The organism is Paenibacillus borealis, from assembly GCF_000758665.1.
Classification (GTDB): domain Bacteria; phylum Bacillota; class Bacilli; order Paenibacillales; family Paenibacillaceae; genus Paenibacillus_AQ; species Paenibacillus_AQ borealis.
On record NZ_CP009285.1, the window covers coordinates 7,427,480 to 7,453,913 of the forward strand.

A 26,434-nucleotide genomic window follows, 5' to 3' on the forward strand; every position below is an offset into this window, starting at 1 on the left:
CTGGATTCTCTTGAATCTCCATATGGTTATATTTCATAATCACCGATATATTGCTGGCTCTCCAGCCGCCGCTGCTCCTTCTTCTGCTTGTCTTCGGAGCCCATCTGTTCGCGGAGCTCTTCGATTTCCTTCTGCAGGAAACGCAGGGAATCAATCAGCGGATCCGGCATCTTGGTATGATCCAGCCGGTCAGATACGCGCTCCCCATTACGCTTAACCACTCGTCCGGGATTCCCCACTACGGTGCTATTGCTGGGGACTTCGCGCAGAACAACTGAATTGGAGCCGATATTGCAATTATCGCCGATTCTAAACGATCCCAGTACTTTGGCACCGGAGCCGATAACAACATTATTGCCGACGGTAGGATGGCGTTTGCCCTTTTCCTTCCCGGTTCCTCCGAGTGTGACCCCCTGATAGATAATCACATCGTCACCAATCTCACAGGTTTCACCAATGACTATACCCATTCCATGGTCGATGAACAACCGGCTGCCGATAACCGCACCCGGATGAATCTCCACTCCGGTCATAAATCTGCTGATCTGCGATACGATGCGTGCCAGCGTAAACCAGCGGCGTTTGTAAAAAGAGTGGGCAATCCGGTGTGCCCAGATGGCATGAAGTCCGGCGTAGGTGAAGACAACCTCGAACTTGCTGCGGGCGGCGGGATCGTTGTCGAATACTGCCCGAATGTCCGACTTGATATGCTTAAACATCACGGTTCCCCTCTTCTTTGACTTCCCCACCTCCTGTTTACAGGTGCGCAAAGGAAGGTATTGTCTTCAGCCCACTGTCTCTATTCATCTGTATGCCGTGAGCTTTAAATCGGTCTATATGTGTGGTATGAGAATTATAAATCCTTATAAGTCCTTATATTTCAACAAAAAACGCCCCTGCAGCATAATGCTGCAGAGACGTTTAACCGTGGTCCCACTCTGCTTGAACATTCGCATAACCAGCTGCCGTCAGCCTGGCGGCAAGTACATGCGGTGTCCCTCTTGGCGTCTGTAACGGCAACGTCCCCGGCACAGTCTACTGTCCCTGACAGGGACGCTCAACCGTGCAGCTCACAGGTGCATGTTCAGCGGCAGACAAATGAATAACTCCCAGCCTGCAAGGGAAATCTCCCTCAGCGGTTATTCTCTCTGGCAATTGTCCGTATACGCGTACTTTTCCTGATCACAGCTATTATTATATTCTTCTATCTTAGCGAAAAGCCTCAGGGCTGACAAGGGGTTCTCCCCCGTGCACCCTTGTTTATGCGCCTTTAATTTGCGATTTCAGACGTTCGATGACCCGGTCCCGGCCAAGAAGGGCAATGGTCGCATTCAAATCACGTCCATGCATCTGTCCGGTCAATGCGACACGGATCGGCATAAACAGCGCTTTTCCTTTGTGTCCGGTTTCCTTCTGCACTTCTTTGATCAGGACAGCCATATTGGCAGCACTGAAATCTTCAGCAGCTTCCACTTTAGCGAGAAAAGCGGACAGCACTTCAGGAACCTGGGCTTCGGCAAGCACTTGTGCCGCCTCTGTCTCCAATTCCAGATGACTGCGGAAGAACAACTCGGAGAGCCCCACAATATCGGATGCAGAGTTCATTTGCTCCTGATACAGTGCCACCAGGCTTTCCGCCCAGATCTGCTGCTCATCACTCAGAACCTCCGGCAGACGTCCAGCCTTCTGCAGATGAGGAATAGCAAGTGCCGCGATCCGCTTAGGATCCGCATGCTTGATATAATGATTGTTGAGATGTGCCAGCTTGTTCGTATCGAATACAGCCGGGCTCTTCGACAGACGGTCCGCTGTAAAGATCGAGATCAGCTGTTCCTTGCTGTATATCTCCTCTTCACCCTCCGGCGACCAGCCGAGTAACGTGATGAAGTTGAAGAGCGCTTCCGGCAGATAGCCGAGCTGATCATACTGCTCGATAAACTGAATGATAGATTCATTCCGTTTGCTCAGCTTCTTATGGTCATCGCCGACTATCAGTGTCATGTGGCCGAACAGCGGCGCTTCCCAGCCAAGCGCTTCATAGATCATGAGCTGACGCGGCGTGTTAGAGATATGGTCTTCCCCGCGCAGCACATGGGAGATGGCCATCAAATGATCATCTACAGCTACAGCGAAGTTATAGGTTGGAATACCATCCTTCTTCACAATGACGAAGTCACCCATTTCTTTGGTGTTGAACGAAATGCTGCCTTTAACGATATCATTGAAGGTATAAGTACGGTCTTCCGGAACCAGGAAACGGATGCTGGCAATACGCCCTTCCGCCTCATAGGCAAGGCGCTGCTCCTCCGTCAGATTACGGTGTCTGCCCGAATAGCGCGGGGTTTCGCCGCGTGCCGTCTGTTCTTCACGTTCTGCTTCAAGCTCCTCTTCCGTGCAATAACAACGGTACGCAAGACCGCGGTCCAGCAAATCCTGCCAGTAGACACGGTACAGATCCAGACGTTCTGTCTGGCGGTAAGGGCCGTATTCGCCGCCTACATCTACGCTCTCATCCCAATCCATTCCCAGCCATTTCAGATATTTCAACTGGCTTTCTTCGCCTTCTGCGATATTACGCTTAAGGTCTGTATCCTCGATCCGGATAATGAATTTACCGCCCAGATTGCGGGCGAACAGGTAGTTAAACAATGCCGTTCTGGCATTTCCGATATGTAAATGTCCCGTAGGGCTCGGTGCGTAACGCACCCGGACTTGATCCGTCATGGGTTTCCCTCCGCTTCATATTGGTTAAAATTAGGCTGCAGTTTCTTCAGCCATCTCAAGATGATATCACATCTTGGAGCAGACAGACAATAGATTGTGCGGCAATTCCTTCCCCGCGTCCGGCGAAGCCGAGCTGCTCGGTAGTTGTCGCTTTTACATTAACCTTCGAGAGGTCCGCATCAAGTGCACGGGCAATAATCTCGGTCATTTGCGGAATATACGGGGCCATTTTGGGCTTCTGGGCAATAATAGTCGAATCTATATTTCCCAGCCGGTATCCCCGGTCACGGGCAAGCGCCCATACATGCTCCAGCAGCTTCAGGCTGTCTGCATCCTTGAAGGCAGGATCGGTATCGGGAAAATGTCTTCCGATATCCCCCAGTCCAAGCGCCCCAAGTATAGCATCGCTTACTGCATGCAGCAGCACATCCGCGTCAGAGTGTCCCAGCAACCCCTTCTCATAGGGAATGGTCACTCCACCAATAATACACGGCCTTCCCTCTACCAGTTGGTGTACGTCAAATCCTTGTCCTACAGCGATCATCTGCGTTCCTCTCCCCTGCTTCTTTCTGTGAATTCAGCGAAATCCAGGTCTTCCGGTGTCGTAATCTTAATATTCCTGTAGCTTCCTTCTACTACAGAAACGGTAATCCCGCTGCGTTCCGCCAGACTGGAGTCATCTGTGCCGAGGAAGCCGTCACGCTCTGCTTCATCATAAGCCGACAGCAGGTCGGACAAACGAAAAGTCTGCGGGGTCTGAATCGCCCACAGACTTCGCCGATCCGGCGTAGACAGCACATTACCTTCGCCATCCACCTGCTTGATCGTATCCTTAACCGGCACTGCAAGCACCGAGGCTCCGGCTGAACGGGCCCGTTCATAACAAGCCTCGATCTCACTGCCCTGTACGAAAGGCCTGACACCATCATGCACCATTACCCAGGTGGTCGTAAGTTCTCCCAGCCCACGGCGTACCGAATGCTGGCGTTCAGCCCCTCCCGGAATTACAACAGACACTTTGTCCAGCTTGTAGGCCTGCACCCATTGCCGGCAGCGTTCTACATCCTCTTCACCAGTGACAAGCACGATTTCAGAGATGAGCTCATGCTTCTGGAATACCTCAAGGGTATGCACGATAATCGGTTTGCCCTGCAGCAGCAGATATTGCTTGCTCTCTGCCGTTCCCATCCGTGTGCCTCTGCCTGCCGCCACTATAACGGCGCCTACACTGTTTGACATTCTTTCGGCTCCTGTCTTTCACGTATATCCCCATCATAACGTGTTTGGACGGCATTTCCAAGCCTTTAAGGTCGCCCCAATGGCCGATTTACCGTTATTGCGCTTTTTCCAGAAGCTTCGGTTTGGCAAAAATCATCCGGCCCGCGGAAGTCTGCAGCACACTGGTTACAAGAACTTCCATGGTGGTGCCGATATAATCACGGCCGCCTTCCACAACAATCATGGTGCCGTCGTCCAGATAAGCCACGCCTTGTCCATGTTCTTTGCCGTCTTTAATCACCTGCACAATGATTTCCTCACCAGGCAGGACCACCGGTTTCACCGCATTGGCCAGATCGTTAATGTTCAGCACCGATACGCCCTGGAGCTCGCAAACCTTGTTGAGATTGAAGTCATTGGTAACGACCTTGCCATGTAGCACCTTAGCCAGTTTGACCAGCTTGCTGTCCACTTCGGAAATCTCCTCGAAATCACCTTCGTAGATCAGTACTTTGACATCCAGCTCTTTCTGAATCTTGTTGAGGATATCAAGCCCTCTGCGTCCGCGGTTACGCTTCAGCAGATCCGACGAATCAGCGATATGCTGAAGCTCTTCAAGTACGAACTCAGGAATAACGATGGTCCCTTCAATAAAACCTGTTTTGCAGATATCAGCTATCCGCCCATCAATAATGACGCTGGTATCGAGAATCTTATGCTCCTCAGGTCCCCGTCCCTCCGGTTCAGCAGAGCGACCCCAGCGTCCGGTAGTCCAGAGCGAAGCGAGCTCTTCCTTCTTCTCCAGCCCGATCCGCAGGCCCATGTAACCCAGAGCCAGCGTTGCCGCCACCTGCAGCAGCTCCCCGGCCTTGCCCAGCCAGGCCATGGCCGGATACAGCAGCAAAGACAGCAGCAGACCTCCTGTAAGCCCTGCGGCGCCTGCAGCGAGTTCGCTCATCGGTATACGCGAACAATACTGAACCGCCTCCCGCAGTTTTGTACTTGTCCAATCTGCGCACAACGTCCCCGCAATCAAAAAAATAATAGCACCCAGCACCGCAAACAAAATGCTTCCTTCCACGGGCAAGCTATCACCCAGTTTCCCCATGCCTTCCGGGAACCCTCTTTCTGCCGCATGATATAGCGAATAACCGGACCAGGCTCCACATAACCCGGCAAGCGTCAAAATAATCTTTTTCCACATAACCTCAGCACCTCCTTCTATTGATCCAAAAATCATCTATACCTCACCAGTATGTTCCAATTTTTAGGACGGTAATCCGGGGAACCGTTATTTTTTCTGAAGCCATTCATTTCAACGTCTGCAAAGCCTGCGGTAAACTTCTATTCCATGTTGAAAACAGGGGAGGCCCTGGCATATAATGAACTCAATTACGAACCCAGGGGTGAATGGAAAAATGAGCGCACCAAGTTTACAGGCCTTTCAGGATCAAGTTTCCGAACTGCTGCTCCGTCACCGCAGTCTTCTGGATGTAATGTCCAAGAACGGACAGAGCAGTGCATCCGTCAACCGAGCTGTCGTCAAATCCATTACCGAATGCGGCTGCATTCAGCTGCATGCCACCAAGCAGGTTTTCGAACCCGCTTTGGGACTTGAACAAGCCAAAGAGCTTGCCGGAACCCACCTTGAAGGTGAACTATGCGAGAACTGCCGGGAAGTCATTGCCTCAGAACTGGGCCGCGAGCTGTTCTATATGTCTGCACTCTGCAATCTGCTCGATATTAATATGGACGAGGTTGTGTCAAAGGAATCGCAAAAATGCGCTACACTCGGATTATTTAACTTGTCCTAGCAGACTGCCCGCGCTCTCCTTCATCCGTTACAACAAGCAGAAAAGGCTGTGCCTTCTCCTGAGTCAGGAGGGCACAGCCTTTTCTGTATAGACAAAAAATGTAAAAGTGCGTAGTTGGGGCTATCCGTTCTTGGAGTGATACACCTTATCTTCCGTACGTCTCTTCCGGCGGCGACGTTGACGGCGGGCTGTCAAGAGGCCCAGACTCTGCCTGAACCCGTATAGGGCATATAACGCAAGCAGAGCAAAGATCAGCTTGGCAATCTGTTCAGGGAAAACCACAGCTACCGCTACGGCAATGACAATCACTACAGGTGCACCTATAACCGCTTTTTTGGGGAAGCCGATCTTCTTAAAGTTCGGGTACTTCACTGTGCTGACCATCAGATAGGATAACAATAGGGTAGCGACAATCATAAATGGTGCAGATACATCTTTATGGAAAAGTGCCAGTGTGGCCAGAACGCCACCTGCAGCAGGAATCGGCAACCCTACGAAATATCCCGGAATCCCCGGGCGGACATTAAACCGTGCCAGACGCAAAGCTCCGAACACAGGGAAAATCGCTGTAACGGTCCATCCTAGTGCAGAGTTCATGTCCTGCAAACTTGTGAGATACATAATCAGCGCAGGTGCCACACCGAAAGAAACTACATCGGATAAGGAATCCAGCTCCTTACCGAACTCGCTCTCACATTTCAGCGCGCGCGCAACACGGCCGTCGAGCCCGTCGAGCAGCATAGCGATAATCACCATGATAGCGGCCATGCTCAGCTTACCGTCAAACGCCATCATGATACCAAACATTCCAAGCATCAGATTACCAATGGTAAAAAGACTCGGAATTGATTTTTGTATCATTTCTTCACCTCAATTTTCCTACTTTGAACTTCATGAGTTCCCAATATTACGTGATTGTATGTTATTTACATTTGCCTGTCAATAAGAACTTGTTTCTGGAGACGCTTAAGTCCGTCCTGAATATTGCGTGCCCGGACCTCACCAATGCCGTCCACCTCATCAAGTTCAGCAATACTCGCCGTCATCAGATTCGGCAGCATCTCGAAGCGTTCCACCAGATTATGAATGATCACATTCGGCAGCCGCGGAATTTTGTTGAGCAGACGGTAACCGCGCGGAGTTACGGCTTCTTCGGATGCAATGGCTGTGGAGGAATAGCCGAGCAAGCGGGCAATATGGTTGTCATCCATCAATTCATCGTCACTGCTTCGTTTCAGCCCGGCGATAATTTCGCGGATTTTGTCCTCCTGCTCCTCTCTTGCATAGTCTCTGTACAGCAGCCAGGCTTCTTCCTCTGTATTTCCGACCAGTTCTTCCATCTGCATGCTGATCAGCCGGCCTTCATTGCCCAGTTCGTTAATATAACGCTTAATTTCCATTTTGATCCGCAGCACCATCTCTACCCGCTGGATCACGCCGACTACCTCAGCGACTGTCACAAGCCCTTCATATTCGGACGCCGAAAGGTTAGTCAACCCTTGTGTCAGCACGGCTTTGTACTTCTCTAAGGTTTGAATCGCCTGATTGGCTTTGGCCAGAATAGCGCCGATTTCCTTAAGCGCATAACGGATGGATCCCTGATAAAGGGTGATTATATTCCGCCGCTGGGAAATGGAAACAACCAGTTTGCCGGTCTGTTTGGCTACACGTTCGGCGGTCCGGTGACGTATGCCTGTCTCGATGGATGAGATGGAGGAGTCGGGTATCAGCTGGGTGTTGGCATACAGAATCCGCTTCAAATCCTCACTCAGAATGATTGCTCCGTCCATTTTGGCCAGCTCGTATAAATAATTGGGTGAAAAATCGCAGTTAATGGAGAATCCTCCATCGACAACTTCCATCACTTCCGGACTGTATCCGACAACAATAAGTGCCCCGGTCTTCGCGCGCAGCACATTCTCCAGACCCTCCCGGAAAGGCGTTCCAGGTGCGGCCATTCTAAGCAGATCATTCATATTATCTAATGGATTGTATTCTTTCATGTCCCTGTGCCCCCTAATCTAACGCGACCGCTAGTGCATCTGCTACGGTGCTGACGCCTATAATCTGGATATCCTTCGGATGCTTCCAGCCCTTCATGCTCTTCTCAGGCATAATTACCCGCCGGAAGCCGAGCTTAGCGGCCTCCTTCACCCGCATCTCTGCGCGTGACACCCCTCTTACCTCACCCGTAAGTCCTACCTCCCCAAAAAACACATCATAAGGCTTGGTCGGAATATCGCGGAAGCTGGAAGCAATACTGATGGCGACAGCCAGATCAACCGCCGGCTCATCCAGCTTAACGCCTCCGGCGACATTGAGATAAGCATCCTGATTCTGCAGGAACATGCCCATCCGTTTCTCCAGAACAGCAATGATCAGCGCCATTCTCTGATGATCCATCCCTGTGCACATTCTGCGGGGCGAAGGGAAATGGGTTGCTGCAACCAGCGCCTGCAGTTCAACAAGCACCGGTCTTGTTCCTTCCATGCTGGCCACAACTGCCGAACCGGCCACCCCAAGCGGCCGCTCTGAAAGGAACAGCTCGGAAGGGTTCTCCACCTCGGTAAGCCCAACCTCTCCCATTTCGAAAATACCGATTTCATTGGTTGAGCCAAAGCGGTTCTTCACCGCCCGCAGCAACCGGTACGTATGATGCCTTTCTCCTTCAAAATAGAGCACGCAATCCACCATATGCTCCAGCATCCGGGGACCGGCAATGGCCCCCTCTTTGGTTACATGCCCTACAAGTACTGTTGCGATTCCACGGATTTTGGCAATCCGCATAAATCTTGTCGTACATTCCCGCACCTGTGTCACACTGCCTGGAGCACTGGTCACTTCAGGCATAAATACGGTCTGGATCGAGTCGATGACCAGAAACTGCGGCTTAATCTGCTCGATCGCTTCTTCAATGCTCTCCATATTCGTCTCACAAAGTACATACAGTTCCGCCGACAACGCTCCGAGGCGGTCAGCCCGAAGCTTGGTCTGACGTACCGATTCTTCCCCCGAGATATACAGAACGCGGAGCCCCTGGGTAGTAAGGGCATGCGACGTCTGGAGCAGCAGTGTGGACTTCCCGATGCCGGGGTCGCCTCCGACCAGTACCAGCGAGCCGGGGACGATACCGCCGCCAAGCACACGGTTAAGCTCTCCGATGCCTGTCAGGATCCGCGGCTCTTTGTCACTTTCTATATTTATGATCGATTGCGCCTTTTCTTTACTCTGAAAAATAGGTGCATTCATGCCTTGTGTTTTGACTACGCTTTCTGTTTCTTCCACCATCGAGTTCCATTCCTGGCAACCCGGGCATTTGCCGAACCATTTCGGTGATTCGTAACCACATTCGGTGCAGAAAAATTTTGTTTTTGGTTTGGCCATGTGCGCTCCTTACAGTCCGAAACTTACTAAAATTGCGGATAATTTTCTCTTAATCAAAGTTTACCATTTCTGCACACTGAACGAAAGGTCACTTAAGATCTACTTTTCGTTTGCGTCCTCCTTAACCTGCCTGATTTACGGCAGAATTAATCACATATATATTCTTATATTTCCATATAAAAGCTCCCGCCCCTCTATACGGAGGAGCGGGAGCTTTGTTTCATTTTGCTGGTAAAAATTATTCGGTTCCGACTTCTTTCTCCAGGGAGACTTCAACCGGCGGTTCCACTGTGGTTACGACAAGCTCACCGTTCACTTCATCAATGTTGAGGGAATCGCCTTTCTTGATGTTGCCTTTAAGCAGCTCTTCAGACAGGCGGTCTTCAATATGCTTCTGAATCGCGCGGCGGAGCGGACGGGCACCGAAGGCCGGATCATAGCCCTCTTTAGCCAGGAACGCCTTGGCACTGTCTGTTAGCAGGAAGTCTACATCATACTCACGCAGACGCTTGCGCAGCTCCTCGGACATCAGGGTAACGATCTCAGCGATATGCTTCTCATCCAGGGAATGGAAGACAATGATCTCGTCGATCCGGTTCAGGAACTCAGGGCGGAAGCTCTTCTTCAGCTCTTCCATTACCTTGCCCTTCATGTTGCTGTAATCAGCGCCTGCATCCTGTACCGCGGTGAATCCAAGCGTCGAATTCTTCTTGATCGCCTGTGCCCCCACGTTCGAGGTCAGGATAATCAGTGTATTGCGGAAATCGACTACACGGCCTTTGGAGTCGGTCAGACGGCCGTCTTCCAGTACCTGCAGCAGAATATTGAATACTTCAGGGTGAGCCTTCTCAATCTCATCCAGCAGGACAACGGAATACGGTTTGCGGCGTACCTTCTCGGTCAGCTGTCCGCCTTCTTCATATCCTACATAGCCTGGAGGCGCTCCGACCAGACGGGACGTAGAGTGCTTCTCCATGTATTCCGACATGTCGATGCGGATTACCGCATTCTCGTCACCGAACATTGCTTCGGCGAGTGCCCGTGCCAGCTCGGTTTTACCGACCCCGGTTGGACCGAGGAAGATGAAGGAGCCCATTGGACGTTTCGGATCCTTCAGACCCGCACGCGCCCGGCGGAGTGCCCGGCTGACAGCCTTAACGGCTTCATCCTGCCCGATTACACGTTCATGCAGCAGAGACTCCATGTTCAGCAACCGGTCTGTCTCTTCTTCCTTCAGCTTGCTGACCGGAATGCCGGTCCAGCTGGCAACCACCTGTGCGATATCCTCAGGTGTAACCTGGGAATCCGTACGGCCTTGCTTCTCTTTCCATTGGTTCTTCGTTGTGTCCAGCTCTTCACGGATCTTCTGCTCGGTATCGCGCAGCGCTGCAGCCTTCTCGAATTCCTGGCTTTGTACAGCGGAATCCTTCTCCTTGCGGATATCATCCAGACGCATTTCGAGTTCCTTCAGATTCGGCGGGATCGTGTAAGAGTTAAGTCTTACCTTGGAACCAGCTTCATCAATGAGGTCGATCGCTTTGTCCGGCAGGAACCGATCAGGGATATAGCGGTCAGACAGCTTCACAGCCTCTACAATAGCTTCATCCGTAATCTTCACCCGGTGATGGGCTTCATAACGGTCGCGGAGACCGAACAGGATCTGAACAGCTTCTGCAGGGGAAGGCTGATCCACCGTAATCGGCTGGAAGCGGCGTTCAAGTGCAGCATCTTTCTCAATATATTTGCGGTATTCATCAAGCGTAGTGGCACCGATGCACTGCAGTTCACCACGGGCCAGAGCTGGCTTCAGGATGTTGGAGGCGTCAATAGCACCTTCCGCACCACCGGCTCCGATCAGGGTATGCAGCTCGTCGATGAAGAGCACGATGTTGCCTGCCTGACGAATCTCATCCATAATTTTTTTGAGGCGGTCCTCGAACTCACCGCGGTATTTCGTACCGGCAACTACTGAACCCATATCGAGGGTCATTACACGTTTGTCGCGCAATGTTTCCGGAATTTCATTGTTGATGATCTTTTGAGCCAGGCCTTCAGCAATTGCTGTTTTACCAACCCCTGGTTCACCGATCAGCACCGGATTATTCTTGGTCCGGCGGCTGAGTACTTGAATGACACGTTCAATCTCCTTACTGCGGCCGATAACCGGGTCAAGATTGCCATCCTTGGCATAGGCAGTCAGGTCACGGGCCAGGCCATCCAGCGTTGGTGTGCTGACGTTAACCGGAGCACCGCTATGGCTTGATGTGGCTTCACTGCTGCCCAGAAGCTGCAATACCTGCTGGCGGGCCTTATTCAAGCTGATACCGAGATTGTTCAGCACGCGGGCAGCTACGCCCTCTCCTTCACGGATGAGACCGAGCAGGATATGCTCTGTGCCTACGTACGTATGTCCCAGTTTGCGGGCTTCGTCCATGGACAGCTCGATAACTTTTTTGGCACGAGGAGTATAAGCGATGTTGGTCGGTTGTTCCTGACCTCTGCCAATCAGTGTTTCCACTTCATCCTGAATTTTCTCAAGACCCAGACCCAGTCCGATCAGCGCTTTGGCGGCAATACCGTCTCCCTCGCGAATCAGTCCGAGCAGAATATGTTCTGTCCCAATGTTGTTGTGTCCCAAACGTACGGCTTCTTCCTGCGCCAGCGCCAGCACCTTTTGTGCGCGTTCCGTAAATCTTCCAAACATCATATCTCCTGCACCTCCACGGATAATATATATCTATAATTAATGTTGTGATCCCAGTGTTTCCCGGAGCAGCTTCGCCCGGTACATATCGCGTTCGGTGGACGAAAGCTCGTCGCCGAACAGCTTTTGCAGAAAGCCCGGCTGAGTCTTGACATTCAGCTCATTAAGCACTGAAATCGAAGGCCCTTCCAGAATCCCCAGATCCACACCCAGCCTCAGATCGGATAGCCGCTGTGCAGATTCTTTAAGCTCCATCACAGCCGCGTAAGCCAGAATCCCGTACGAACGTTTGATGCGGTCAGTAATCCGCAATGCGGAATCGACCAGTAGACGTTCACGCGCGTTCCGCTCATGCTCTATAATCTGGGTGACTACGCTGTGAAGATTTTCAATAATCTCACTTTCGGTCTGCCCGAGCGTAATCTGGTTCGAGATCTGAAAGATATTCCCTACTGCTTCGCTGCCTTCACCATAAATTCCTCTAACCGTAAGTCCGACCTGATTGACTGCGGACAGAATCCGGTTGATCTGATGTGTCATAACCAGCGCCGGCAGATGAACCATTACCGAGGCTCTTAGTCCCGTTCCCACATTAGTGGGACAACTGGTCAGGTATCCCCGCCGGTCATCAAAGGCGTAATTCACCGCAGCCTCAAAGATATCGTCGATGGCTGTTGCTCTTACCCAGGCTTCTCTGACCTGCAGGCCCGGAAACAGACATTGAATGCGGAGATGATCCTCCTCGTTGATCATAATGCTGACTGACTCGTCCTCATTAAGGATGACTGCTCCGCCTTTGGAATCATCAGCCAGGTTAGGACTGATCAGATGCTTCTCAACCAGTACTTTTTTGTCCAGCTCATCGAGCTCATCCAGCCTCAGCAGCTGAAAGTTGCCGAAATCCGCAGAGGCTTCTCCCTGAAATACGGGAGCGAGCTGCTCCAGCACCTCTTCCGACTGTTCAGCAGATGCTAGTAGAGGGAAGGGCAGGTGCTCCAGATTGCGGGCGATACGCATACGGCTGCTGATTACTATCTCGGAATGGCTCCCGCCGCAGCGCATCCAGTCACTGAGTGCTTGTTCGGTAAACCGGAGACTTGACATGGCGAATCCCCCCTATATATCAAAGACTTTACTCTTGTGGCATTTCTTTTTCAAGTTTGCGGATTCTGTCCCTCAGCTCAGCTGCGGTCTCAAATTCCTCCTGCATAATACTCTGCTGCAATTCCTGCTTCAGCTCATCAATCTGGCGTTTGCACATAATCTGTGCACCGGCGCGTTTGGGAAGCTTGCCTACATGGGCTGTACTTCCGTGTACCCGTCTGAAGAGCGGGTCCAGCGTACTGTCGAAATATTTGTAGCAGGAGCTGCAACCAAAGCGTCCAAGCTTACTGAACTGTGAATAGGTCATGCCGCAGTTCTCACAATGCAGCCCCTGCACAGTCTGTGCGGCCTCTGACTTGCCCTTGCCTGCGCTCTCCAGATCAAGTAACCCGGAAAGCAAGCTGTGAATGGAGAATCCTCCAGCAGTACCGGGGATGAGTTCCCCCTTCTCCCGCGCACAGCTTTCACAAATATGAAATTCTGTCTTCTCTCCATTCACGATCTTCGTGAAGTGGAGTGTAGCCGGTTTGACCCCGCATTCCTGGCATAGCATGAGCGGTGTCCCTCCCTCACAATTTGACAATTATTTGCCTAACAAAGAGATTAGCATGGCCTTCATTAACTTGGCACGAATCTCATCCCGGTACGGCAGATTAACCGTCAGGCATTCCCGGGAAACAGCGGATCGCATAAGACACGCTTCACGCTTGGAGAGAAAACGGGCCTCCTCCAGCTGATAAATCAGTCCTTCGGCGGAATTCTGATCAATATCGTTCCCTATTGTGGAGTTCAGATGTGCATACAGTGCCACATTCTGAGGCAGCTCGAAGCGCTGAATCCGGATATAACCGCCGCCGCCGCGTTTGCTCTCCACTACATAGCCCTTTTCCAAAGTAAAGCGTGTACTGATGACGTAATTGATCTGGGACGGTACACAGGAGAACTGGTCCGCCAGATCATTGCGCTGAATTTCCACCGTACCTTCGGGACTTTCATGCAAAATATTCTTCAGATATTGTTCAATAATATCGGAGATATTACGCATCACTCATCCTCCAGTGTGTAAGCCTTGGTTAAACTTGTGCTGTTTCAACGTCTGCCGTTCAAAACATAGCTCTAAAGAACTTAACCCTGGGACAGAAATGCGAATCGGCTGTATAGCCTGTGCCTTTCCACAATTCAACGGGTATATCTTTAGTGCCTGTTTTCGGGCCGCGTTGACTTTGACTTTCTTTGACTTTTTTCATATTATAACATATTCTCACTGAATTCCAAGTGGCTGCTCTTATTTTTTACTTTTTAGCAACATTGTATTCCGAATAGCTTCACTGATCCCATTACAATCGGATATGTATATTAGGCTCCCCTGCTTCCGAGGCCAGCGGAAGAGCCAGCTTTTTGTCAGAAAAAATCGAATAAAGCCGTTTCTGCCTCCGGGATCAGCTTCTCCAGCCAATCTACAGCTTCATGCGTTCCGGATAACTGACCATACCGTGACATTTCAACCGGACGTTTGTATCCCATAAGCATGGCGGTAAGTGTGCCAATACTGCATACAAGCTCAGCATTTGTCTTGTCACCCGGGATCTGAATTAGAGATACCTTCCCGTGCTCAGCCGCTTCCCACCGCCACAGGCCCTTGTTCCAGGGTGCATGCTCATCTTCAATATACAGCAATCGTTCCTGGACACCGCTCAGCACATGGAATGACAAATTCTCCACGAAGGCCTTAGCATTGACAATACGTGCCATGAAGTAAGGATAATTCTCCTGTGTAATCCGCGGATCGGGAAGCAAATACGGCAGGATGTCATCAGAAGGCACCAGCTTCAATGAAGCTCCTGTGATCATCGAGTCATGATTGGCCAGAAATGTCCACAGCCCTTGGCGGGCTTCCTCATTCAGATAGACAAATTCATCAATGACCAGTTCTTTGTTCACTATTTTATACAGCACATACCCTTCCGGTTCACCCTGCTGCGAATAAAATACACATTGATGTGTATCTTCATCAAGTACTCTTTCCTTCCACCATTCCTCCGTACGCTGCAGAGATCCGTTATAACGGACTGCAAATGAAATATACAGCTGCTGCAATACTTCAATATTAGCTGCACCGCGCTTTACAGAACCCTGTATTTCAGCCTTCTTCGGGAATTTACCCACAGGTATGTTGTATTTCTTATACTCACAATAGATCTCCCAGCCAAATTTACGGTAAAAAGGGATCAGAAACGGATGCAGAAAAGACAGCGTTTGGCCTGCCTCATTCATCGTCTGCAGCGTATGGGTCAGCAGCTTGGCCACATATCCCTGCCGCCGGTTCTCCGGCCAAGTGGCAACACCTGCAATACCGCCCATAGAAACGGGTTTGCCTTGTATGTAGGTCTGAAGCGGAAGCAGCGTCAGCTCGGCGCCCAATACTTCACCTTCGAATAGTCCCCATATTCGCTCCGGTTTGAATTTCTCCCTGGCACGCTCCCTGTCTTCCCCGGACACCTTGTACTGAAAAGCATATTCGGACAAGCTTAAGCCTTTTTCAAAGTCCTCTGCATGCAATTGCCTTATTTCCATGCTGCTCACCCCGTTAATGAATTTATAGAGATAGAGTACAATTGTTGCTCAAATTGAGTATAACAAGCAAATTGTCCAGAAGCTAATGAGGCAGGAAAACACGCTTAAGAAAAAAGTTATCCACAGCTTTAGCACAAAAAGCCGGAAAGAGTTTCTTCCCGGTAATAATTAGTTATCCACGATTCACCTTTAACTATCCACAAAATTCACTTTTTATCCACAAAAACAGTGGATTACTAGGGTTTTCTCTTGACTCGTCCACATAAATATGCCTTAAGTCCACACAAACCGGGGATAGAACTCTTCCTGAAATTGTATCCACATGTGCGTAAGTTTTCTGCACTTACTGAAATCTATCCACAGCTTTTCCACAGTCCCGCACAAACCAAAAAAGCCACTGTCGATTACTCAACAATGGCTTCATGTGCTTGGCGGCGTCCTACTCTCCCAGGACCCTTCGGTCCAAGTACCATCGGCGCTGGAGGGCTTAACGGTCGTGTTCGGGATGGGTACGCGTGGAACCCCTCCGCTATCGCCACCAAACATGATTTTTCGAAGCTTCCGCTTCTCGAAATCGCTGCAGAAAATATCAAACCCTAGGTTTAACATCCTGCCAGGCTTGATCGCCTGAAAACTGAATCCGAAACGAATCTGCGTGTTAGAATTGTTGGATAAGCCCTCGACCGATTAGTATTGGTCAGCTCCATGCATTGCTGCACTTCCACCTCCAACCTATCTACCTCGTCGTCTTCAAGGGGTCTTACTAGTTGGGAAATCTCATCTTGAGGGGGGCTTCACGCTTAGATGCTTTCAGCGCTTATCCCGTCCGTACGTAGCTACTCAGCCATGCTCCTGGCGGAACAACTGATGCACCAGCGGTACGTCCATCCCGGTCCTCTCGTACTAAGGACAGCTCCTCTCAAATTTCCTGCGCCCACGACAGATAGGGACCGAACTGTCTCACGACGTTCTGAACCCAGCTCGCGTACCGCTTTAATGGGCGAACAGCCCAACCCTTGGGACCTACTTCAGCCCCAGGATGCGATGAGCCGACATCGAGGTGCCAAACCTCCCCGTCGATGTGGACTCTTGGGGGAGATAAGCCTGTTATCCCCAGGGTAGCTTTTATCCGTTGAGCGATGGCCCTTCCATGCGGTACCACCGGATCACTAAGTCCGACTTTCGTCCCTGCTCGACTTGTAGGTCTCGCAGTCAAGCTCCCTTATGCCTTTGCACTCTGCGAATGATTTCCAACCATTCTGAGGGAACCTTTGAACGCCTCCGTTACTCTTTAGGAGGCGACCGCCCCAGTCAAACTGCCCGCCTGACACGGTCCCCGTACCCGCTTAGGGTACCAGGTTAGAACCTAGATACGATCAGGGTGGTATCCCAACGGCGCCTCCGCAGAAGCTTGCGCTCCTGCCTCAACGGCTCCCACCTATCCTGTACAGATCGTACCCAAATTCAATATCAAGCTGCAGTAAAGCTCCATGGGGTCTTTCCGTCTTGTCGCGGGTAACCTGCATCTTCACAGGTATTAAAATTTCACCGGATCTCTCGTTGAGACAGCGCCCAAGTCGTTACGCCATTCGTGCGGGTCAGAATTTACCTGACAAGGAATTTCGCTACCTTAGGACCGTTATAGTTACGGCCGCCGTTTACTGGGGCTTCGGTTCACAGCTTCGGGTTGCCCCTAACCACTCCCCTTAACCTTCCAGCACCGGGCAGGCGTCAGCCCGTATACTTCGCCTTGCGGCTTCGCACAGACCTGTGTTTTTGCTAAACAGTCGCTTGGGCCTTTTCACTGCGGCCCCCTCGGGCTATTCACCCTACCGAGGCACCTCTTCTCCCGAAGTTACGAGGTCATTTTGCCGAGTTCCTTAACGAGAGTTCTTCCGCGCGCCTTAGAATTCTCTTCTCGCCTACCTGTGTCGGTTTGCGGTACGGGCACCTTCTCCTGGCTAGAGGCTTTTCTTGGCAGTGTGAGATCATGACCTTCGCTACTACAATTTTCGCTCCCCATCACAGCCCAGCCTTACGGTGTGCGGATTTGCCTACACACCAGCCTCACTGCTTAGACGGACATCCATCAGTCCGCGTCACTACCCTCCTGCGTCACCCCATCGCTCATAGCGGATTACGGTGGTACAGTAATTTCAAACTGTTGTCCTTCGACTACGCCTTTCGGCCTCGCCTTAGGTCCCGACTTACCCTGAGCGGACGAGCCTTCCTCAGGAAACCTTGGGCTTTCGGCGGATCAGATTCTCACTGATCTTTTCGTTACTCATACCGGCATTCTCACTTGTATGCTGTCCAGCGCTCCTTACGGTACACCTTCAACCCACATACAACGCTCCCCTACCCCAGATGCAAAGCATCTAGCCATAGCTTCGGTGGTGTGTTTAGCCCCGTTACATTTTCGGCGCAGAGTCACTCGACCAGTGAGCTATTACGCACTCTTTCAATGGTGGCTGCTTCTAAGCCAACATCCTGGTTGTCTGTGCAACTCCACATCCTTTCCCACTTAACACACACTTGGGGACCTTAGCTGATGGTCTGGGCTGTTTCCCTTTTGACAATGGATCTTAGCACTCACTGTCTGACTCCCGGCAAGAAGTTAATGGCATTCGGAGTTTGACTGAGCTTGGTAACCCTTGCGGGCCCCGCACCCAATCAGTGCTCTACCTCCACCACTCCATTCACCGAGGCTAGCCCTAAAGCTATTTCGGGGAGAACCAGCTATCTCCGAGTTCGATTGGAATTTCTCCGCTACCCCCACCTCATCCCCGCATTTTTCAACATGCGTGGGTTCGGGCCTCCAGTGCGTGTTACCGCACCTTCACCCTGGACAGGGGTAGATCACACGGTTTCGGGTCTACGTCCACATACTCAGTCGCCCTATTCAGACTCGCTTTCGCTGCGGCTCCGGCTTCTCACCTTAACCTTGCATGTTAAACGTAACTCGCCGGTTCATTCTACAAAAGGCACGCCATCACCCATAAAGAGGGCTCTGACTTTTTGTAAGCACACGGTTTCAGGTTCTATTTCACTCCCCTTCCGGGGTGCTTTTCACCTTTCCCTCACGGTACTGTTTCACTATCGGTCGCCAGGTAGTATTTAGCCTTAGCAGATGGTCCTGCTGGATTCATACGGGGTTTCACGTGCCCCGCACTACTCGGGATCCGTCTCGGAGAGAACACAGTTTAGGCTACAGGGCTTTTACCTCTATCGCGGGCCTTTCCAGACCTCTTCACCTACCATATTCCTTTGTAACTCCATGTGAGACGTCCCACAACCCCAAGAGGCAAGCCCCTTGGTTTAGGCTGTTCCGCGTTCGCTCGCCGCTACTGACGGAATCACTATTGTTTTCTCTTCCTCAGGGTACTTAGATGTTTCAGTTCCCCTGGTCTGCCTCTACATTTCCTATGTATTCAGAAATGAGTAACTGCGAATTACCACAGCTGGGTTTCCCCATTCGGACACCCCCGGATCAAAGCTTGCTTACAGCTCCCCGAGGCAGTTTCGTTGTTCGCCACGTCCTTCGTCGGCTCCTGGCGCCTAGGCATCCTCCGTGTGCTCTTATTAGCTTAACCAATCGCTCCGGTATTGGCTCATTCGCTCATCTTGTTTTAAACAGCGCTTCCGGATGAATCCGTCCGCTATTCTGTTTAAAGCCAAAAGTCCCTCATAAACCAAAACCATCGCTCAGCATGACTAATAACTATTTCAACTTGCTTTCACAAGTTTCAGCTAAAAGATGTTCTAAAACGCAAATTCGTTTCGGTATCCAGTTTTCAAGGATCAAAGTTGTATAACAATTGATGAAGTTTGTTGGTGGAGCCAAGCGGGATCGAACCGCTGACCTCCTGCTTGCAAGGCAGGCGCTCTCCCAGCTGAGCTATGGCCCCGCAAATTCCATCAAAACCGAACAAATGGATACGCGTTAAGTATCTTGGAAGCTAAGCTTCCGATTTGAATGTCACCGTTGCAGGTGACGATTCTCCATAGAAAGGAGGTGATCCAGCCGCACCTTCCGATACGGCTACCTTGTTACGACTTCACCCCAATCATCTACCCCACCTTCGGCGGCTGGCTCCCTTGCGGGTTACCCCACCGACTTCGGGTGTTGTAAACTCTCGTGGTGTGACGGGCGGTGTGTACAAGACCCGGGAACGTATTCACCGCGGCATGCTGATCCGCGATTACTAGCAATTCCGACTTCATGCAGGCGAGTTGCAGCCTGCAATCCGAACTGAGACCGGCTTTGCTGGGATTGGCTCCACCTCGCGGTTTCGCTTCCCGTTGTACCGGCCATTGTAGTACGTGTGTAGCCCAGGTCATAAGGGGCATGATGATTTGACGTCATCCCCACCTTCCTCCGGTTTGTCACCGGCAGTCACTCTAGAGTGCCCAGCCTTACCTGCTGGCAACTAAAGTCAAGGGTTGCGCTCGTTGCGGGACTTAACCCAACATCTCACGACACGAGCTGACGACAACCATGCACCACCTGTCTCCGATGCTCCGAAGAGGGGCACTATCTCTAATGCTTTCATCGGGATGTCAAGACCTGGTAAGGTTCTTCGCGTTGCTTCGAATTAAACCACATACTCCACTGCTTGTGCGGGTCCCCGTCAATTCCTTTGAGTTTCAGTCTTGCGACCGTACTCCCCAGGCGGAGTGCTTACTGTGTTAACTTCGGCACCAAGGGTATCGAAACCCCTAACACCTAGCACTCATCGTTTACGGCGTGGACTACCAGGGTATCTAATCCTGTTTGCTCCCCACGCTTTCGCGCCTCAGCGTCAGTTACAGCCCAGAAAGTCGCCTTCGCCACTGGTGTTCCTCCACATATCTACGCATTTCACCGCTACACGTGGAATTCCACTTTCCTCTTCTGTACTCAAGTCACCCAGTTTCCAGTGCGACCTCAGGTTGAGCCCAAGGTTTAAACACCAGACTTAAATGACCGCCTGCGCGCGCTTTACGCCCAATAATTCCGGACAACGCTTGCCCCCTACGTATTACCGCGGCTGCTGGCACGTAGTTAGCCGGGGCTTTCTTCTCAGGTACCGTCACTCCGGTAGCAGTTACTCTACCGGACGTTCTTCCCTGGCAACAGAGCTTTACGATCCGAAAACCTTCATCACTCACGCGGCGTTGCTCCGTCAGGCTTTCGCCCATTGCGGAAGATTCCCTACTGCTGCCTCCCGTAGGAGTCTGGGCCGTGTCTCAGTCCCAGTGTGGCCGTTCACCCTCTCAGGTCGGCTACGCATCGTCGCCTTGGTGAGCCGTTACCCCACCAACTAGCTAATGCGCCGCAGGCCCATCCCCAAGCGACAGATTGCTCCGCCTTTCATTCTCTCTTCAGGAGAGGAAAGAAATTATCCGGTATTAGCTACCGTTTCCGGTAGTTATCCCAGTCTTGAGGGCAGGTTGCCTACGTGTTACTCACCCGTCCGCCGCTAAGCATGAATGGAAGCAAGCTTCCATTCAAACTCCGCTCGACTTGCATGTATTAGGCACGCCGCCAGCGTTCGTCCTGAGCCAGGATCAAACTCTCCAAATTGTATTTAGAAAGAGCGATTGCTCATTTTGAAACTGACGATTCATTAAATGAATCTTGTAAAAATTAACGCGTTCCATTTGTTCAGTTTTCAAAGAACTTGCTCCCGGCGTTTCAACATTATGTATCTTGCACAGGAATTAGATCATATCATGTTTGCGTATTTCTTGTCAACTTATTTTTCCTTCGCCGCTTGTTTCAGCGTCGATGTCTCATAAGCACAAGAGATAATATATCATGCCATCCGGATGTTTGCAAGCCTTTTTTATAAATACAACCAGGAACGCATAAATACGCTCTATAGCGCACAAATTGATTCCCATAATACATCGCTTGTGGCTACAATAGGATTTATCTTCATCTTATAGATGCTCTTGCTAATTCCCGTCTCTGAAAGGAGTTCTAATGTCCAACAAGTCAATACCCGCTGCTCCTGCCACCGTTATAGAGGAACCGCGCAATCTGCAGCAGGCAACCATTTACCGTATTTTACTCGCAGTCAGTTTTGTTCATCTGTTCAATGATTCCATCCAGGCGCTTATTCCGGCAATGTTTCCTGTACTGAAGGATAACATGCTGCTCTCTTATGCCCAGATTGGCTGGATTGCGTTCGCACTGAATCTCACCTCCTCGGTGATTCAGCCTATTATCGGCTTTGCCGCTGACCGCAAACCGCGCCCTATCCTGCTCCCGCTGGGGATGTGCTGTACCTTTGCTGGCGTCTTCTTACTAGCCTTTGCCGGGAACTATGTACTGGTCATCCTCTCCGTAATGCTTGTAGGCTTTGGTTCAGCCGCCTTTCATCCGGAAGGTATGCGTGTAGCCCATATGGCTGCCGGTCAACGGAAGGGGCTGTCCCAGTCTATTTTCCAGGTGGGCGGCAATGCGGGTCAATCCTTAGGACCGCTTCTAATGAAATGGGTATTCATCCCCTTCGGGCAGATGGGAGCACTCGGCTTCACAGTAATCGCCGCTGCCGGGATCGCCATTCAGGCTTATGTGGCCCGCTGGTACCGGGAAATGCTCGATGCCGGATACACCTTCCGCAAAAAGTCGGTGTCCCGCTCTATTGATCCTGCCCGGAGCAAACGTATTCTAATTACAACAGTCATTCTGGTCTTCATTGTGTTCGTACGATCCTGGTACGGTGCCTCCATCGGCGGCTATTATGCCTTCTACTTAATGGACAAATACGGAATGACACTTGATGATGCTCAGATCTATATTTTCATGTACCTCGCAGCCGGTGCTGTAGGAACATTCTTCGGCGGTCCGCTTGCCGATCGTTTCGGCCGCCGCAATCTCATACTGGTCTCGATGATCGGCACGGTTCCATTTGCGCTGGCTCTGCCTTTTGTGAATCAGTTCTGGGCGGCTGTGCTGCTGATTATTTCCGGCTTTGTGCTGCTGTCAAGCTTCTCCGTAACCGTTATCTACGCACAGATGCTGTATCCGGGCAATATCGGGACGGTCTCAGGCCTGATTACCGGACTTGCCTTCGGCCTTGGCGGCATCGGCTCTGTCGTGATCGGACATCTGATCGATACGACCGGAATTGCAACGGTGTTCGTAGCATGCGGATTCCTTCCGCTGCTTGGTCTGCTTGCGCTGCTGCTGCCCGGTGACAAGAAGCTTGAAGAATGGGCGGCGGAATAAGCAAATCTATTCAAAGCTTTGAGAGAATCCTGGAGAATAAAGCAGCCGCCAGCCCGCTTCCGGCAGTCATATAGTTGTCAGGGCCGGAGCGGTCAAAGCCCATCCATACCGCCGCTGTCCATCTCGGGGTATAACCGACGAACCATAAATCGCGGTTGGCCTTGCCGGGGACTCCCGGCATATCCAGCTGGGTGGTTCCTGTCTTGCCGGCCACCGTCACGTCCATACGCGCACGTCTACCCGTTCCTTCACTCACCGCCTGACGGAGCATCCCGGTCATATCCGCTGCGGTGCGCGCCGAAATGACCTGCTGCGGCGCAGAGACATGCGAGTACACTACCCTGTCCTGCGCATCCCTGATGCTGCGCACCAGATATGCCTTGTTAAGAATGCCTCCGTTCGCAAAGACGGTGTAAGCCTGGGCCATCGTGAGCGGGGAGACGCCGCTGTGCAGACCTCCAAGGGCAATAGCAAGATGATTGTCCTCTGCCGCGAGATTCACCCCCAGCCTGGCGGCAAAGCCGCGGGCATAACTGACCCCCACCTGCTGCAGCAGCCAGACCGCAGGGGCATTGATGGACTGCTGCAGGGCTACCCTCATGCTCACCTGTCCGCGATATACTCCGTTCAGATTGGCGGGTCTGTAGCTGCCATAGGCGGTTTTGACATCAGGCAGGAGACTGTCCGGCGTATATTTGCCGCTCTCCAGCGCCGGCCCATAATCTATAATGGGCTTGAGCGCGGAGCCTGGCTGCCGGGAAGGGATTATAGCCCTGTTCAGATCGCCTGTACTCGGGTTTCGCCCGCCTAACAGCGCGGCCACTTCACCGGTCCGCTGGTCGATGATGACCATGGCTGCTTCGGCTCTCTGGTCTTTTCCATTCGGCGGGAATGCATCCTCCTGAGAGAATACATGTTCCATCGCCCGCTGCGCCCCGATATTCATTCCCGTTACGAGAGTATACCCGCCTGTGCGCAGCTCCTTTTGGGATAACCCTGTCTGCTGCATCGCTTCCTGAAGTGCCGCATCCATATAGGACGCCCCGACAATCTCAGTCTTAGCCTTAACCGGAGGCTGATAGGTGCTATTCATTGCCGCCGTCATCTGATCCGTTGTAATCAGCTTGTGCTGCTGCATAATCCGCAGGACAAGATTCCGTCTGCTTGCAGACCGTTCAAGGTTGTCTGCCGGATTGTAAATGGACGGGCCTTTGGGAATAGCTGCCAGTGTCGCGATCTGCCCAATTCCCAACTGCTTCAGATCAGATATGCCAAAATAACGCTCCGCTGCAGACTTCACCCCATATTGCCCTTGCCCCATATAAATCTGGTTGAGATACAGCTGCAGAATCTCATCCTTCGATAGCCGCTTCTCCAGTGCCAGCGCGATCGAGGCCTCATTCAGCTTGCGCAGCAGATTCTGCCCCCGGTTCAGATACAATCCCCGTGCTAACTGCTGGGTGATGCTGCTTCCGCCTTCGGATACCCCCATCCGTACCGTATTGTTCACCAATGCGCGGGCTATTCCCTGGTAGTCCAGACCCTCATGGCTGTAAAAGCGGCGGTCTTCGACAGCAATAAAAGTGTCTATGAGCAGCTGCGGCATTTCTCCAAGTCCGGCATTGGTCCGATAGCCTGTTTCAGGCAGTGGTATTCTCCGCAACACAGTTCCGTCTGAGGCAATAATGACGCTCGATTCCGGTAAAATCATTTTCTCCGGATAACGGTCCAGCATCAGCCCCCCATACTGAATAATATAAATAAGTCCTGCCAGCATCAGCATGGATAGGATGACCGCCAGATCAAAACCGGCATAGCAAATACGCAGGAGTTGCTTCCGTCCTGTTCTCATACCTGCCGTATCCATCTCTCCAGAGTCTTCTCCAGTCCCTGTGCCTCGCGCCTGGCAATCTCCAGCTGCTGCAGAACCGCACCAGGGATGCTGCAGCCCGCCTCCTCTGACTCCGCTTCTGCCTGTCCCAGCATGCGGATCAGCGTCCGTGTCCGCAGAATAAGCGCCATGGACTCCTGTGCGTCCGGCGCCGGCATTTGTATCTGTGGTGCGGAGGCCGCCGCCGGCCGCAACCCGGCCTGCTGAATCCGGCGCAGACTGGCGGCCAGCCGGCCGAATTCCCCGCCGGATTGCACCTCAAGGTCCGCAAGCTCACAGGAGCCGCGGGCCGCCAGCTGTTCTGCGGCGCGCAGCAGCACCGTGGTATCGTTGGCTGCTTTTTGCGAACGGAGCAGGAACAGCCCTGCACATACAGCGGTGAACATCATGACAGCCGCCGGTCTTGCGCCGATATGATTCATTATCCAATGCGTGAAACGGACAAACAGCGCCGCCGATTCAGGCGTATACCGGGAGTAGAGCATAGCAAACAGCCCCCGCATAGCAAGTAGCAGCCCTGCACTTAGCAAGGCGCTGCCGCAGAAAATGTAGAGATAAAGTGAGCGTATCGTGTGTATTTTTGACATCAGCCAGTTCCTCCTGCCTTCCGGGGTTTCATCCCCATAGCACAAGGATATCGGCTAAATCTTAAGAATTACCGTTGCCACTTCTTAAGAAACGCTGAAGATTGTTAAGAAGACACCGGAAACCGTGTAATAAAATCCGTCCGGGACCTGGTGCTGCGGGCCGTGATCTCCCCATGATGCCGTTCCACAATCCCCTTGGCAATCGCCAGCCCCAAGCCCGATCCCCCGGTAATCTGCGATCTGGAGCGCTCCGCCCGGTAGAACCGTTCAAAAATATGCGGGAGATCCCCTTCAGCGATCATCTCGCCGAAATTACTGATCCGCACGAGCGCAGCGTCTCCTTCACGGCTCAGCCCAATCTCCAGCCGCTTCCCGTCCTTGCCGTACCGGATCGCATTGGCAATCAGATTCTCGTAAGCGCGCACCAGTTCATAAGGAGCCGCTTCAATCCACAGCGATTCGGTATCATCGTACAATTCATAAGTCATGCCTGCACGGGCCAGAGCCGGAACGGATTCCTCCGCAAGCTGGCGCATAAAGGCCTTGAGATCGAGCCGTTCCAGCACAAGCGGCAGTCTGCTGCTGTTAACCCGCGTGTATTCAAACAGGTCGTCAATCAGCTTGCGCAGCACTAATGTTTTCTGATAGGCAATCCCTACGTAGTAGCGTATCTCCGTCTCTTCCCGGCAGCGGTCCTGCTCAATATACTCCAAGAAGCCAAGCACCGATGTCAGCGGTGTGCGAAGATCATGCGATACGCCGGTAATCAGCTCGTTTTTGGACTCAACGGCCTTGCGTTCTTCCAGCAGCGAACGCTGCAGCCGCTCAGACATAATGTTGATGTTCTCCGCAAGCACCCCCAGCTCGTCCGCCGTGCGAACCTCGATCCGGTGCGATTCGTCAAGCTTCGTGATCTGCTGGATACCGCTGGTGATCTCTTCGAGATAGGAGACGATTTTACGCGTATAGATGAAGAAGAAGATCAGGAAGCTGGCAATTCCGACAGCAGTCATCAGCGGCGCTGAGCCGATATGGTTGATGATCCATTTCAGAATGAGGGAGTACAGCGCCGAGGGCGGCGCCGGATTCAGATAAATCAAGGAATTGACCAGCCGATAGCCACCCAAAAGCAGCACTGCCCCCGACATAATACTCAGCACAAAGGCCCAGATAAACTTCCAGCGGATGGTACTGATATATTTGGTATTCACTACG

General features: G+C 51.9%; 18 protein-coding genes, 1 tRNA gene and 3 rRNA genes. 2 read left to right on the plus strand and 20 right to left on the minus strand.

The features are described 5' to 3' along the window. Positions 1 to 26: 26 nt before the first annotated feature. The 5 genes from cysE to PBOR_RS31675 form a co-directional block, all read right to left on the minus strand. Positions 27 to 719, minus strand: a complete 693-nt coding sequence (cysE, locus tag PBOR_RS31655) for a serine O-acetyltransferase (protein WP_042217923.1) — start codon at positions 717 to 719, stop codon at positions 27 to 29. Between the two features lie 541 nt (positions 720 to 1,260). Then, entirely contained in the window at positions 1,261 to 2,724 is a 1,464-nt protein-coding gene (gene gltX, locus PBOR_RS31660) for a glutamate--tRNA ligase (protein WP_042217925.1), read from the minus strand. Between the two features lie 55 nt (positions 2,725 to 2,779). Beyond that, a complete protein-coding gene (gene ispF / locus PBOR_RS31665; RefSeq protein WP_042217927.1) occupies positions 2,780 to 3,268 on the minus strand; it encodes a 2-C-methyl-D-erythritol 2,4-cyclodiphosphate synthase in 489 nt (162 codons plus the stop codon). After that, positions 3,265 to 3,963: a 2-C-methyl-D-erythritol 4-phosphate cytidylyltransferase gene (gene ispD / locus PBOR_RS31670; RefSeq protein WP_042217929.1), complete on the minus strand. Its 699-nt coding sequence runs from the start codon at positions 3,961 to 3,963 to the stop codon at positions 3,265 to 3,267. The genes ispF and ispD overlap by 4 nt, the downstream gene beginning before the upstream one ends. 94 nt (positions 3,964 to 4,057) lie before the next feature. Continuing rightward, entirely contained in the window at positions 4,058 to 5,146 is a 1,089-nt protein-coding gene (locus PBOR_RS31675; protein ID WP_042217931.1) for a PIN/TRAM domain-containing protein, read from the minus strand. 214 nt (positions 5,147 to 5,360) lie between these two features. Between PBOR_RS31675 and PBOR_RS31680 the strand changes: the two genes are divergently transcribed. Beyond that, positions 5,361 to 5,756 carry a nucleoside triphosphate pyrophosphohydrolase family protein gene (locus PBOR_RS31680; RefSeq protein WP_039298549.1) on the plus strand — a complete coding sequence of 132 codons (396 nt, stop codon included), beginning with the start codon at positions 5,361 to 5,363 and terminating at the stop codon, positions 5,754 to 5,756. Positions 5,757 to 5,876: 120 nt separating this feature from the next. On the opposite strand, the gene pssA is transcribed toward PBOR_RS31680, so the two are convergent. From pssA to PBOR_RS31740, 12 genes are all read right to left on the minus strand, one after another. Next, on the minus strand, positions 5,877 to 6,617 hold the full coding sequence (gene pssA / locus PBOR_RS31685) for a CDP-diacylglycerol--serine O-phosphatidyltransferase (protein ID WP_042217933.1): 741 nt from the start codon (positions 6,615 to 6,617) through the stop codon (positions 5,877 to 5,879). 65 nt (positions 6,618 to 6,682) lie between these two features. Then, positions 6,683 to 7,759, minus strand: a complete 1,077-nt coding sequence (gene disA / locus PBOR_RS31690; RefSeq protein ID WP_042217935.1) for a DNA integrity scanning diadenylate cyclase DisA — start codon at positions 7,757 to 7,759, stop codon at positions 6,683 to 6,685. A gap of 13 nt (positions 7,760 to 7,772) precedes the next feature. Further along, complete coding sequence (gene radA, locus PBOR_RS31695; RefSeq protein ID WP_042217937.1) at positions 7,773 to 9,140, minus strand: DNA repair protein RadA; 1,368 nt, start codon at positions 9,138 to 9,140, stop codon at positions 7,773 to 7,775. 238 nt (positions 9,141 to 9,378) lie between these two features. Next, positions 9,379 to 11,847 carry an ATP-dependent protease ATP-binding subunit ClpC gene (gene clpC, locus PBOR_RS31700; protein ID WP_042217939.1) on the minus strand — a complete coding sequence of 823 codons (2,469 nt, stop codon included), beginning with the start codon at positions 11,845 to 11,847 and terminating at the stop codon, positions 9,379 to 9,381. A 36-nt stretch (positions 11,848 to 11,883) separates the two neighbouring features. Further along, positions 11,884 to 12,948, minus strand: a complete 1,065-nt coding sequence (gene mcsB, locus PBOR_RS31705) for a protein-arginine kinase McsB (RefSeq protein ID WP_042217941.1) — start codon at positions 12,946 to 12,948, stop codon at positions 11,884 to 11,886. A 28-nt stretch (positions 12,949 to 12,976) separates the two neighbouring features. Then, positions 12,977 to 13,501, minus strand: a complete 525-nt coding sequence (gene mcsA / locus PBOR_RS31710) for a protein-arginine kinase activator protein McsA (RefSeq protein WP_042217942.1) — start codon at positions 13,499 to 13,501, stop codon at positions 12,977 to 12,979. A gap of 30 nt (positions 13,502 to 13,531) precedes the next feature. Then, on the minus strand, positions 13,532 to 13,993 hold the full coding sequence (locus PBOR_RS31715) for a CtsR family transcriptional regulator (RefSeq protein ID WP_039298529.1): 462 nt from the start codon (positions 13,991 to 13,993) through the stop codon (positions 13,532 to 13,534). A 356-nt stretch (positions 13,994 to 14,349) separates the two neighbouring features. Continuing rightward, a complete protein-coding gene (locus PBOR_RS31720) occupies positions 14,350 to 15,522 on the minus strand; it encodes a GNAT family N-acetyltransferase (RefSeq protein ID WP_042217944.1) in 1,173 nt (390 codons plus the stop codon). 426 nt (positions 15,523 to 15,948) lie between these two features. Further along, positions 15,949 to 16,065, minus strand: a 5S ribosomal RNA gene (gene rrf, locus PBOR_RS31725). A gap of 124 nt (positions 16,066 to 16,189) precedes the next feature. Next, positions 16,190 to 19,115: ribosomal RNA gene (locus PBOR_RS31730) — 23S ribosomal RNA — on the minus strand. Positions 19,116 to 19,354: 239 nt separating this feature from the next. Beyond that, a tRNA-Ala gene (locus PBOR_RS31735) sits at positions 19,355 to 19,430 on the minus strand. A gap of 100 nt (positions 19,431 to 19,530) precedes the next feature. Continuing rightward, positions 19,531 to 21,088, minus strand: a 16S ribosomal RNA gene (locus tag PBOR_RS31740). The 16S, 23S and 5S rRNA genes sit together here with 1 tRNA gene alongside, the layout of an rRNA operon. 402 nt (positions 21,089 to 21,490) lie before the next feature. On the opposite strand from PBOR_RS31740, the gene PBOR_RS31745 reads away from it, so the two are divergent. Continuing rightward, on the plus strand, positions 21,491 to 22,741 hold the full coding sequence (locus tag PBOR_RS31745; RefSeq protein ID WP_042217946.1) for an MFS transporter: 1,251 nt from the start codon (positions 21,491 to 21,493) through the stop codon (positions 22,739 to 22,741). A 10-nt stretch (positions 22,742 to 22,751) separates the two neighbouring features. Here PBOR_RS31745 and PBOR_RS31750 read toward each other — a convergent pair whose 3' ends face one another. The 3 genes from PBOR_RS31750 to PBOR_RS31760 all read right to left on the minus strand — a co-directional run bounded on the left by PBOR_RS31750 (position 22,752) and on the right by PBOR_RS31760 (position 26,430). Then, entirely contained in the window at positions 22,752 to 24,593 is a 1,842-nt protein-coding gene (locus PBOR_RS31750; protein ID WP_245647960.1) for a transglycosylase domain-containing protein, read from the minus strand. Then, complete coding sequence (locus tag PBOR_RS31755) at positions 24,590 to 25,219, minus strand: hypothetical protein (protein WP_042217949.1); 630 nt, start codon at positions 25,217 to 25,219, stop codon at positions 24,590 to 24,592. Before PBOR_RS31755 ends, PBOR_RS31750 begins: the two co-directional genes overlap by 4 nt. Before the next feature lie 104 nt (positions 25,220 to 25,323). Continuing rightward, a complete protein-coding gene (locus PBOR_RS31760; RefSeq protein WP_052429724.1) occupies positions 25,324 to 26,430 on the minus strand; it encodes a sensor histidine kinase in 1,107 nt (368 codons plus the stop codon). Positions 26,431 to 26,434 lie beyond the last annotated feature (4 nt).